Annotated in this window: 14 protein-coding genes and 1 tRNA gene; 5 read left to right on the top strand and 10 right to left on the bottom strand. The window is 69.7% G+C overall.

Annotated elements, in window-relative coordinates; translation table 11 throughout:
* The coding region (locus VFV89_RS06955) for an aldo/keto reductase (RefSeq protein ID WP_329705191.1) at window positions 1-318 on the bottom strand (318 nt) is incomplete at its 3' end.
* 29 nt (window positions 319-347) lie between these two features.
* A complete protein-coding gene (locus VFV89_RS06950) occupies window positions 348-2,237 on the bottom strand; it encodes an acyl-CoA dehydrogenase (RefSeq protein ID WP_329705190.1) in 1,890 nt (629 codons plus the stop codon).
* 249 nt (window positions 2,238-2,486) lie between these two features.
* Here VFV89_RS06950 and VFV89_RS06945 point away from each other — a divergent pair, with 249 nt between their 5' ends.
* Window positions 2,487-2,612: a hypothetical protein gene (locus VFV89_RS06945; protein WP_329705189.1), complete on the top strand. Its 126-nt coding sequence runs from the start codon at window positions 2,487-2,489 to the stop codon at window positions 2,610-2,612.
* 1 nt (window position 2,613) lies between these two features.
* Here VFV89_RS06945 and VFV89_RS06940 read toward each other — a convergent pair whose 3' ends face one another.
* Entirely contained in the window at window positions 2,614-3,498 is an 885-nt protein-coding gene (locus VFV89_RS06940) for a hypothetical protein (RefSeq protein WP_329705188.1), read from the bottom strand.
* Between the two features lie 140 nt (window positions 3,499-3,638).
* Between VFV89_RS06940 and VFV89_RS06935 the strand changes: the two genes are divergently transcribed.
* Entirely contained in the window at window positions 3,639-4,097 is a 459-nt protein-coding gene (locus VFV89_RS06935; protein WP_329705187.1) for an Rrf2 family transcriptional regulator, read from the top strand.
* Between the two features lie 129 nt (window positions 4,098-4,226).
* Window positions 4,227-4,694: a nuclear transport factor 2 family protein gene (locus VFV89_RS06930; protein ID WP_329705186.1), complete on the top strand. Its 468-nt coding sequence runs from the start codon at window positions 4,227-4,229 to the stop codon at window positions 4,692-4,694.
* A 249-nt stretch (window positions 4,695-4,943) separates the two neighbouring features.
* Here the strand turns inward: VFV89_RS06930 and VFV89_RS06925 are convergent, their stop codons facing one another.
* From VFV89_RS06925 to VFV89_RS06910, 4 genes are all read right to left on the bottom strand, one after another.
* The gene (locus tag VFV89_RS06925) at window positions 4,944-5,576 is read right to left on the bottom strand and encodes a DUF2461 domain-containing protein (protein ID WP_329705185.1); all 633 of its coding nucleotides are present in this window, start codon (window positions 5,574-5,576) and stop codon (window positions 4,944-4,946) included.
* 13 nt (window positions 5,577-5,589) lie between these two features.
* Window positions 5,590-6,669: a hypothetical protein gene (locus VFV89_RS06920; RefSeq protein WP_329705184.1), complete on the bottom strand. Its 1,080-nt coding sequence runs from the start codon at window positions 6,667-6,669 to the stop codon at window positions 5,590-5,592.
* A gap of 286 nt (window positions 6,670-6,955) precedes the next feature.
* Window positions 6,956-7,031 (bottom strand) — tRNA-Gly (locus VFV89_RS06915).
* A 59-nt stretch (window positions 7,032-7,090) separates the two neighbouring features.
* A complete protein-coding gene (locus VFV89_RS06910) occupies window positions 7,091-7,516 on the bottom strand; it encodes a hypothetical protein (RefSeq protein WP_329705183.1) in 426 nt (141 codons plus the stop codon).
* A gap of 45 nt (window positions 7,517-7,561) precedes the next feature.
* Here VFV89_RS06910 and dcd point away from each other — a divergent pair, with 45 nt between their 5' ends.
* Window positions 7,562-8,137, top strand: coding sequence for a dCTP deaminase (gene dcd / locus VFV89_RS06905; RefSeq protein WP_329705182.1), 576 nt, complete (start codon window positions 7,562-7,564; stop codon window positions 8,135-8,137).
* 29 nt (window positions 8,138-8,166) lie between these two features.
* On the opposite strand, the gene VFV89_RS06900 is transcribed toward dcd, so the two are convergent.
* The 3 genes from VFV89_RS06900 to VFV89_RS06890 all read right to left on the bottom strand — a co-directional run bounded on the left by VFV89_RS06900 (window position 8,167) and on the right by VFV89_RS06890 (window position 9,893).
* The gene (locus tag VFV89_RS06900; RefSeq protein ID WP_329705181.1) at window positions 8,167-8,313 is read right to left on the bottom strand and encodes a hypothetical protein; all 147 of its coding nucleotides are present in this window, start codon (window positions 8,311-8,313) and stop codon (window positions 8,167-8,169) included.
* Between the two features lie 86 nt (window positions 8,314-8,399).
* Window positions 8,400-9,218, bottom strand: coding sequence for a DUF4097 family beta strand repeat-containing protein (locus VFV89_RS06895; RefSeq protein ID WP_329705180.1), 819 nt, complete (start codon window positions 9,216-9,218; stop codon window positions 8,400-8,402).
* Window positions 9,219-9,323: 105 nt separating this feature from the next.
* Window positions 9,324-9,893: a pilus assembly protein HicB gene (locus VFV89_RS06890; protein WP_329705179.1), complete on the bottom strand. Its 570-nt coding sequence runs from the start codon at window positions 9,891-9,893 to the stop codon at window positions 9,324-9,326.
* A 184-nt stretch (window positions 9,894-10,077) separates the two neighbouring features.
* On the opposite strand from VFV89_RS06890, the gene VFV89_RS06885 reads away from it, so the two are divergent.
* Window positions 10,078-10,997 (top strand): sodium:solute symporter family transporter (locus VFV89_RS06885; RefSeq protein WP_414690356.1); only part of this gene is annotated, 920 nt, incomplete at its 3' end.

Here is a 10,997-nt window from a genome sequence, read left to right as displayed (position 1 = left end):
CAGGTCGAGGTGGTCGGTCCGCAGTCGCTCCAGTGACTCACCGATCTCGCGGGCGGCTCCCTCCCTGGTCCGCTCACCGGTCTTGGTGGCCAGGAAGAACTCGTTGCGGTGGGTCTCCATCCACGGTCCGAGCCGCAGCTCGGCATCGCCGTAGGAGCGTGCGGTGTCAATGTGGTTGATCCCGTACGACAGGATCAGCTCCATCGTGGCGTCGGCCTGCGCCTGGGTCACGTTGCCGAGTGCGGCGGCGCCGAACAGCACGCGGGTGCTCTCGTGGCCGGTCCGGCCGAACGGGCTGGTGGGGATGGCGGGGGTCATGCCGCCATTCTGCGCCTTGGTCGCCCGGATCAGAAGGCGTCCTCCGGCAGATCCATGATCGCCAGATCGGTGGCTTCGGCGATCTCGGCCTCCACCGCCAGCCGGGGCAGCACGGTGCGGGCGAACCAGCGCGCGGAGGCTACCTTGCCCTCGTAGAACGCCTTGTCCGCCGACGCCAGCGCGCCGTTCAGCCGCTGCAGGGCAACCTCGGCGCCGCGCAGCAGCAGCCAGGCGCAGATCACGTCACCCAGCGCCATCAGCAGCCGGGTGGTGTTCAGGCCCACCTTGTAGATGTTCTTGATGTCACCGCCTTCGGCCGACTCGTCGGCGCTCATCAGGGTGTTGATCATCAGCCCGACCAGCTCCTGGCCCACCTCGAGGGCCTTGGCGAGCAGCGCGCGCTCGACCTTCAGCCGGCCGTTCCCGGCCTCACTCTTGACGAAGGTGTCGATCTCGCCGGCGAGGTGCCCCAGCGCCTGCGCCTGGTCCTTGACGATCTTGCGGAAGAAGAAGTCCTGGCCCTGGATCGCAGTGGTGCCCTCGTCGAGGGTGTCGATCTTGGCGTCGCGGACGTACTGCTCGATCGGGTACTCCTGCAGGAAGCCGGAGCCGCCGAAGGTCTGCAGCGACTCGGTGCCGAGCAGCACCCACGAGCGCTCCGAGCCGTAGCCCTTCACGATGGGGAGCAGCAGGTCGTTGACCGCGGAGGCGAGCCTCGCCTCGGCGGAGCCCATCGCGTCGTCGTGCTCGAAGCGCTGCAGCTGGTCCTGCCAGCTGGCGGCGTAGAGCACCAGCGCGCGCATCGCCTCCGCGAACGACTTCTGCACCATCAGCGAGCGGCGTACGTCGGGGTGGTGGGTGATCGTGACCCGCGGCGCCGTCTTGTTGCCGGACTGGGTCAGGTCGGCCCCCTGGACACGCGACTTCGCGTACTCCAGCGCGTTGAGGTAGCCGGTCGACAAGGTGGCGATCGCCTTGGTGCCGACCATCATCCGGGCGTTCTCGATGACCTGGAACATCTGGGCGATGCCGTTGTGCACCTCGCCGAGCAGCCAGCCGCGGGCCGGCTCGCCGCCGCCGATGGACGGGTCGCCGAACGTGAGCTCGCAGGTGTTGGAGACCTTGATGCCCATCTTGTGCTCGACGTTGGTCACGTAGACGCCGTTGCGCTCGCCGGTCAGCTCGCCGGTCTCCACGTCGAAGTGATGCTTCGGGACGATGAAGAGCGAGAGCCCCTTGGTGCCGGGTCCCCCGGCGCCCTCGACGCCGACCGGGCGGGCGAGCACGAGGTGGACGATGTTCTCCTGCAGGTCGGACTCACCACTGGTGATGAACCGCTTGACCCCCTCGATGTTCCAGGTGCCGTCGTCGTTCGGCGTGGCCTTGGCGCGGCCCGCACCCACGTCGGACCCGGCGTCGGGCTCGGTGAGGACCATGGTGGTGCCCCACTCGCGGTCGACGATGTGCCTGGCGATGGCTCGGTCGCGCTCGTTGCCGTTGCGGAAGATCACGCCCGCGAAGGCGGGGCCGCAGCCGTACATCCACACCGGCGCGTTGGCGCCGAGCACCATCTCGGCGATCGCCCAGTTGAGCGAGGACGGCGCATAGGTGCCGCCCAACTCCTCCTTGATCTGGGTGCGCCAGTACTCCGCGTCCATCCAGGCCCGGTAGCTCTTCTTGAACGACTCCGGCAGGGGTGCGCTGTGGGTCTCGGGGTCGAAGACCGGCGGGTTGCGGTCGCTGTCCTCGTACGACGCGGCAAGGTCCTCGCGAGCCAGGCGGTCGACCTCGGCCAGGATCGAGCGCGCGGTCTCGCCGTCGATCTCTGCGAACGGGCCGGTGCCGAGCACCTCGTCGCGCCCGAGCACCTCGAACAGGTTGAACTCGATGTCGCGGAGGTTGGTCTTGTAGTGGCTCACGGTCGGGACGCACCTCTTCGTCGTCGTTGGCTGGCTCTGGCGCCCCGTCTGGGGCTACTGACCGGTTCTACCAGTGAGTAACTTCATCGTAGGCAGCAGGTCACGCGGCTCGCAAGGAAACGCAGGGTCAGGTGTGACCAGGATCTCTTCCGACGACTGATCCATAGATCCGATGGAATTACTTGAGAAGCGTTCACGACTGCGCATCGGAAGAACCAGACCCTGGCCGAGTGGGCGGGCGCACCCGGGGTGACCGAGGGGCTGCTCGCCTCGCTGGTGTTCACGCTCTGGGTGCTGTGGACCGCGTGGGCGGTCAAGCTCGAGCTGCCCGCGGACGCGGGTGACCCGCGCTCCGCACGGCCGATCGGGGCCTGAGTCACCTCTCGCAGTGCTTGCGGACCTCGGCGCGACAGGTGTCGACGCCACCGCCGCCGTCCGCGAAGTCACGGCCCGGCCCACCGATGAGCACGTCGTTGCCGAGCAGCCCGAGCAGCCGGTCCGGTCCGCCCTGACCGCGGAGCACGGACTGGTGGTGACGGCACCTCGGCAGTTCCAGGCCGGCGCTGACGACCACACGGAGCAGGTCCCGACCGTCGCCTCCGGAGACCACGACGTCGCGGCCGAAGGCGTCGAGGTCGTTCCTCTTGTCGTTGCCCTTCATCCGCACCTTGCACCCCGTCGCCGTCGCGTTCCGCAGCCCCTTGGTCGTGACGAAGAGGAGGCGGTCGACGCTCGCCGTCTGCGCGGCCAGGTCCACCCGCGCCTCCTTCTCCCCGAAGGCGTAGAGGTGGCTCGCGGCCGACCCGAACTTGACGCTGCCCGTCCCGGGCGTCGAGGGAGGCTCGAGCTCGACGGTGCCGGGACCACCGATCACCACGTGGATCGAGCTCACGTCGTCGGCGACGACCTCGCTCGTACCGGCGCCGCCCTCGTAGCTGTCGTTGCCCCCGACCAGCTCGACGAACGTGAAGGCGCCGGCGGGAGCGGTCGAGACGACCGAGTCGTCGCCCGGCCCGGTGGAGACCTGGCCACCACCGACGCAGACGAGGTCGTTGCCGCCCAGGGCGCGGACGTCGGTGCCCGTGCCGTGCCCGACGATCACGTCGTCACCCTCGGTCCCGGTGATGATTCCGTGCGCGCCCTCGATGGTTGCGGGACGCCCCTGGCAGACCGCCGCCGCGCTCGCGGGAGGGACGGGATCGGCCAGCGTGGTCGCGAACGGGACGACGAGGGCGACGGCGAGTACGGCGCCAGGCTTCATGGTTCCTCCCGGGCTTCAGCCTGACCGTTCCGGCGTCGTTCGTCATCGGCCCGTTCGCGTCATTGACAGATCGACCAGATCGTCTCGACCCAGTCGCCTAAGACGAGAGAACCGATCGACACATCTGACACACTGGCCTCGTGCGAGTTTCCGCGAAGTCCGACTACGCACTCCGGGCGCTGATCGAGATGGCCTCTCGCCAGGACGGCAAGGCGGTCAGCGCGGAGGAGCTCGGCAGGCAGCAGGAGATCCCGCACGGCTTCCTACAGGCGATCCTCGCCGACCTACGCCGGGCCGGCATCGTGATGTCCCAGCGCGGCCAGTCGGGCGGCTGGCGGATGGGCCGCCCGGCCGACACCGTCTCGGTCGCCGACGTGATCCGCGCGGTCGACGGCCCGCTCGTCTCGGTCTACGGCCTCCGGCCCGAGGCGGTCGAGTACAACGAGACCGCGACCGTGCTCCAGCACGTCTGGATCGCCGCGCGCCGGTCGCTGCGCGACGTGTTCGAGCAGGTCTCGATCCAGCAGCTCGCGGACGGCAAGCTGCCGAAGGCCGTCACCTCGCGGACCGCTGACGAGGACGCCTGGCAGCCGCACTAGGCATCCGGCACGGCGGGGTAGTCCGTGACGGAATGGCTGTGGAGAACGGTGTTCGGACCGCCAGATCGTCACGGACTATCCCGGGCCGGAGGTAGAACGTGTTCCAGTTTCGCCCCTACGATGACGGCCATGGGCACTGCGGCGATCACCTCGGACGCGATCACCTGGAACGCACCGGACGACGATCATCCGGCCCGGACCGCCTCGATGCGCTCCTACTCGGCGGTGGCCAAGGGCGACCTCGCCGAGTGGCTGACGGTCTACGCCGAGGACTGTGTGCTCGAGGACCCGGTCGGGAGGTCGATGTTCGACCGCGAGGGTCGCGGCCACCACGGCCATGCCGGACTCTCGGCGTTCTGGGAGCAGGCGATCGCGCCGATCGCGACCTTCGAGTTCGAGATCAACGACTCCTTCGCCAACCCGGAGGGCAACACCTGCGCCAACGTCGGCAGGATCCGCACCTCGTTCGCCGACGGCAGCCACACCACGACCGAGCTGATCATGGTCTACGTCGTCGACGACGCCGGCCTGGTGACGTCGATGAAGGCGTACTGGGAGCCGGCCCGGACGATGGCGAGCTTCACCGCGGCGCCATGACGCGCTGAGGCGAAGAATCTCCCGCGGGTGTGACGCGGGAGACGTGGAGTGCGTGGAAAGGGTGTGACCGAGTTCGAGGAGTTCGCGCGGGCGCGGGCTCCTCACCTGCTCCGGGTGCGTGCATGCTTTCTGTGGGGTGGATCCAAGGCGCCGGAGCGACGCTCTACTTGCTCGTCCAGCGAGCGACGCCAACGCCGCGAGGTGCGTGCCCGGGGTGCGGGACACCCGACGAACTTCCGGTCGTGACCACTAGCTGGCGCCGTGCCGCTGGGCCCACTCGACCAGCGGCCGGGTGGCCCGCCAGTCCTTGCGCACGACGTCGAGGAGCCGTAGGGTGTGGATCACGGGCTCGAAGCCGATCAGGCGGCCCGCGATGATCGACTTGTGGCGGAGCAGGGCGATCCGCGGGTGGTCCTTGTCGTAGCCGCGAGGAGTCGTCTTCAGGACGTCGCCACCGATCGTGAAGCCTTTGCGCTCCAGCTCCTTCACGATCCGGGCCAGCTCGGCGCCGTAGGTGTCGTGCGCGATCGCCTCGCGCAGCGCGGCCAGGCGCGGCGCCTCGGCGTGGTAGTAGCCGCCGCCGGTGCGGACCCCGCGCGGCGAGACCTCGACGTACCAACCGGTCGCGTCGGCAACGCGGACGAACGCGCCCTGGTGGGTCTTGTACGGCGTCTTGTCCTTGGCGAACCGGACGTCGCGGTAGGGCCGGAAGATCTTCGCCTCGCCGAACTCCTTCCCCAACGCCTCGCACAGCGCGGTCATCGGCGCCTTCACCGACTCCTCGTAGACGTTCTTGTGCTTGTCCCAGAAGCTCTTGGTGTTGTCGACCTCGAGGTCGTCGTAGAAGTCGAGCGCCGCGACGGGGAAGCCGGTGAACTCCACGCTGCGAGCGTAGTCAGAGCGCTGCCATCACCTGCTGGTCACCGGTCTCAGCGTGCGCGGTGAGCACCAGGGCGCCGTCACCGCAGCGCGGGGCGTCCAGGTACGACGGCCCGGGCTCGGCGGCGTACACGGTCGACAGGTCGACGCCGTCCCAGCGCATCAGCCGTGCCGAGTCGCCCTCGCGCTGCGGGTCGCGGACGAAGTACGCCGCGCCGGCGCACGGCACCAGCGTCCCCGAGGTGCCGGGGCCGAGGTCGAAGTAGCCGTCGCCGACCCGTGCGAAGAACTCGGCGGCGACGGTGTCGGACTCGTTCGGGATGACCGACCAGACGGCGGCGTCGTCGCCGAGCAGGGCTCCCTCCCAGGCCACGCACCGGGGTACGCCGGGGAACGGGTCGAGCTGGTCGTCGGCCAGCCGGCCGACGGTCCGGCAGGAGGGCTTGGCGTCGTCGAAGCCGAGCACGGTGGTCCCCGCCTCGGTCACGTGGGCGGCGTTGAAGCCGTGCTTGGCCGCGGCGCACCAGGTCACCGACGACGTCCGGCTGGGCAGGTCGACCGCCGCGACGCAGTATGCCCCGCCGGGCCCGAGTGTCGCGTGGACCAGGGTGTCGCCGCCGAGGGCCCAGGTGCCGCCGGCCGTCGTCGGCACGTCGGAGGCCTCGTCGATGGTGAACTGCTCGCCCTTCACGAGGTCGGTGACCTCGGCCGTGGCCGGCTTCTCGCCGGCCCGGTCCTGCCGGACCACCACCGCCCAGTCGGAGTCGAGCAGAGCGTTGGTGATCCGGGTGTCCGCCTCCCCGGTGCCGAACGACGTGTCCGGCCCGTCGAGTCGATAGCCCTCCCCGGACGCCTCGACGGTCAGGAACCAGGTGTCGTTGGTCGTCACCGTGTTGGCCACCGCGCCAGGCGTGGCGACCCACTCCAGCAGCGACTTCGTCGCGGCGAGGGGCACGGGCTGGTCCGCCGTACCGCCCTGCGGAGCCGGGGGCTGCTGCGGCGACGGCTTGACGGGACCCGGGTCCTTCTCCGACGTGCAACTCGCGACCGCGAGCAGCGACGCCGTGACCAGTGCCACCGCCCACCGAGACGTCACGGTTGAAGTAAACCGGTCGAGAGCGGCACCGGCCGGCAAAGTGGCGCGATCGGCGGGGACGTATCGAGCGACACTCGCACCCCACTCGCCCACCGCGGATCGAGCTTGTCGAGATCACCGCTGCTCGCGCTGGGACCCACCCGGGTGTCTTCGCTGCGGACATCTCGACAGGCTCGATGAGCGGTGGCGAGTTCGCGCTGGGAAGTTGCTGGAGCGGATGACGAGATTCGAACTCGCGACATCGACGTGGGGCAGAGTGTCGCGCTCAGCGCGACCACGGACTGGGTGGAGCGGATGACGAGATTCGAACTCGCGACATCGACCTTGGGAAGGTCGCGCTCTACCAACTGAGCTACATCCGCATGCCGGAGGACCGGCGCGGTGATGCTACCTCAGTCGGCGCACGAGGCCGGCCTCGGCGTCACCCGCCGAAGAGGCGCTTCCACCACGGCTTCGCCGGTGCCGTGGCCTCGCCCGGCGTGGTCGGAACGCCGTTGAGCATCACCTGGCCGGGCTGGAGCGGCGCACCCGGGGCGGCCGGGGCAGGAGTGCCGGGGGCGGCCGGCGTGGCTGCCGGGCCGAACGCGGAGCTCAGCATGCCGAGGGCCTGCTGGAGCTGGGCCTGGAGCTCGCGTGGCAGGTCGGCCGCGGACTGCACCGGCTGCCCGTTCACGATGATCGAGGTGCTGGTGAAGGCCTGGGCGCCGGTGGGCAGCGCGCCGGTCTCGAACAGGTCCGGGACGCCGTTCTTGTCGGCGTCGGGGAGCGTGGCGGCGAGCTGCTGGCGGACCTCGGCGGGGACGTCCTCCCACCTCGAGTAGCTCTGCCCGTTGACGTTGATGTCCACGGCCGAACCGTACTGCCGCCCACCGGGCCTCGATAGGTTGTGCGCGTGCTGCTGTCAGACCGCGACGTGCTGGCCGAGATCGATGCGGGCCGGATCAGCCTCGACCCGTTCGACCCGGCGATGATGCAGCCGTCCTCGATCGACGTCCGCCTCGACCGCTACTTCCGGGTCTTCGAGAACCACCGCTACCCGCACATCGACCCGGCGGTGGACCAGTCCGACCTGACCCGCGTGGTCGAGCCGGAGGGCGAGGAGCCGTTCATCCTGCATCCGGGCGAGTTCGTGCTCGGCTCGACCTATGAGGTGGTGACCCTGCCCGACGACGTCGCCGCCCGGGTCGAGGGGAAGTCCTCCCTGGGCCGCCTCGGCCTGCTCACCCACGCGACCGCGGGCTTCGTCGACCCCGGGTTCTCCGGGCACGTGACCCTCGAGCTCGCGAACGTCGCGACCCTGCCGATCAAGCTCTACCCCGGGATGAAGATCGGCCAGTTCTGCTTCTTCCGGCTGTCCTCGCCCTCAGAGCATCCGTACGGGTCGGAGAAGTACGGCTCGCGCTATCAGGGACAGCGGGGCCCGACCCCGTCGCGCTCTTATCAGAACTTCCACCGCACCAAGATCTGACATCTCGGTCGAGGGCCATCGGCCGACACTCAGTTGTCGACGCGGTCGGCGACGCGGCGGAGCTGCTCGGCGACCCGGTGCCGGCGGCTCCGGTGGGGCATCCGCGGGGCGGAGGCCTGCGCCAGGCGCTCGTGGATCTGGTGCCTTGCCTGCAGTTCGATCAGCGTGTTGCTCATGGCCGTGCTCCTCGTCTCCTGGTGGTCTCATTCTTGCTGTGGGCACCGACAGTCGGCCTGACTGCGGTTGCGCTTCCGGGTGGGTCTCAGACCTCGCTCAGGGCGATGTCGCCGCTGACGGTCTTGGCGCGCAGCTCGATGTGGTCCTGGCCGTCCTCGGGCTGGCCGGCGCCCTTCAGGCCGGAGCGGATCGTGCCCGACACCGTGGTGATGTCGGTCCACACCGGGACGCCCGCACGTACGCCGATCGCGACGTCGCCGGAGGCGCCCTTCACCGAGTGCCGGCCCCGCTCGACGAGCTCGATCGCGACGTCGCCGCTGCCGGTGCTGAACGAGGTGTCGGCGTGCGCGGCGCCGATGCTCAGGTCGCCGCTGCCGGTCTTGAAGACGCTGTTGCCGTGGGTGTTCTCGATGCTGACGTCGCCGGAGCCGGTCGAGATCGAGACGGTGCCGCCCGCCTCACCGACCTCGATGTCGCCGGAGCCGCTCTTGACCTTGAGGTTGCCGTGCACGTCGTCGACCCGGATCTCGCCGGAGCCGGTCTCGACCTGGAGGTCGCCGTCGACGGCGTCGACCGTGCAGTCGCCGGACCCGCTGCGCAGCTGCACCTGGCCGGCCCGGCCCTCGACCTGGATGTCCGCGCTCCCGGTCTTCACCGCGACGTTGCTGGTGTCGGGGACCGTGACGTCGACGCGCAGCGCGTTGTCACCGAAGATGCGGCCGCGGCCGGGCTCGAGCACGGTGATCGTGTCACCGCGCTGCTCGACGACGACGTCGTCGGCGTTCTTGCCCTCCACGGTCACGACGGAGTCGCTGGTCTCGGTGCACTCCACGTGCACGTTGCCCTTGCTGATCTCGACGATCAGGTTGACCGGACTGTGGGTCTCGAAGTGGTACTCGGGCATGGCTGTCTCTCCTGGGGTGGTCGATCTGGAAGAAGGGTGTGCCTGACCACCGGACCGGCGCCCTGGCTGTGTGGTGGGCGCCGGCCCGGGGTGTCCTGGTGGGCTCTAGACCCAGCCGCTCATGCGCCGGCCGCGCTTGCCCCCGAACGGTCCCTGGCCGCCGAACGGGTCGTTGCCCCCGACGAAGGGCAGGCTGGACAGGTCGATGTCGACGTTGATCGCGTTGTCGCGCGTCGCCGCGCGGACCACGTTGACCAGCCAGGTGTTGAGCGAGTGGCCGGACCTGGCGGCGAACTCCTCGGCCTTGGCCTTCACCGACTCCGGCAGGCGGAGCGTGATCCGGGCGATGCCGCCCTCCTCCTCGTCCTCCGGGCCGGGCGGTGCCGGCGGGGGCGGGGGCGTCGGGGGGGCCGGCGGCGCCGCGGGGGCCTCGACGACGAAGGCGAGCTCGCGTCCGTCGAGGCGCACGTCGACGCTCCCGGCCGGCATCTCGGCGGTGATCTCGGTGGCCGCCTGGGAGATGGCCTCCATCAGCGCCAGCCGAGCGGCCGGGTCGAGCGCGAAGGTGAGCCGCTCGGCGGTGGCCTGTGCCTCGGGGCCGGCGGCCTCGGCGGCCGCGACCAGGTCCCGGCGGAGGCTGTCGACGTACGGCGTGATGTCCATGTGCACCACCATGACATCATAGTGACGTCATGTCAAGAGGTAAGTGATGTCATCTGACACCTGGTGACGTCACAGGGCGTCATCTCCTCCGCCACGGCCCTCGTCCTACCGAGGGTGTCGGACGAGGTTTGGGCCGGTCAGCGCGCGGGCACCGCGTCGATGCGCTCGAGGCCGCACCTGCAGAAAGGCCGTTCGCATGTCCGCACCCCCGCTCGCGGTCACCGTGCTGGCCGACACGATCATCGACGCCACCTGGGTCGACTACCTGATCGTCTTCCTCTACTTCTTCGTGGTCCTCGGGATCGGCGTGCTGGCCCGTCGCCAGATCTCGGACTCGGTGGACTTCTTCCTCTCCGGGCGCTCGCTGCCCGCGTGGGTGACGGGACTGGCGTTCATCTCGGCCAACCTCGGCGCGGTCGAGATCATGGGCATGTCGGCGAACGGCGCCCAGTTCGGCATCCCGACGGTGCACTACTTCTGGGTCGGGGCGATCCCGGCGATGCTGTTCCTCGGCGTGGTGCTGATGCCGTTCTACTACGGCTCGAAGGTGCGGTCGGTGCCGGAGTTCATGCGGCGCAGGTTCGGCACCGGCGCGCACCTGGTCAACTCGATCCTGTTCGCGGTGGCGCAGCTGCTCATCGCGGGGATCAACCTCTACCTGCTCGGCAGCATCATCCACGCGCTGCTCGGCTGGCCGCAGTGGGTGGCGCTCATCGTCGCGGCCGCGATCGTCCTCTCCTACATCACCCTCGGCGGCCTGTCGGCGGCGATCTACAACGAGGTCCTGCAGTTCTTCGTCATCGTCGCCTCGCTGGTCCCGCTCACCCTGCTCGGCCTGCACCGGGTGGGCGGCTGGGGCGGACTGACCGACAAGCTCACCGCCGCCGCCGACCAGAACTCGGGCATCGCGCCGGCCGACCAGCAGCTGAACTCCTGGCCCGGCAACGCGCTGTCGGGCTTCGACTCCGACTTCTGGTCGGTCGTCGGCATCGTCTTCGGCCTCGGCTTCGTGCTGTCCTTCGGCTACTGGACGACGAACTTCGTCGAGGTCCAGCGCGCGCTGGCCTCCGACTCGATCTCCTCGGCGCGCAAGACCCCGATCATCGGCGCCTTCCC

The sequence above is a fragment of the Nocardioides sp. genome (genome assembly GCF_036274455.1).
In the GTDB taxonomy this organism is placed as follows: domain Bacteria; phylum Actinomycetota; class Actinomycetes; order Propionibacteriales; family Nocardioidaceae; genus Nocardioides.
This window is presented reverse-complemented; position numbering and strand designations above follow the sequence as displayed.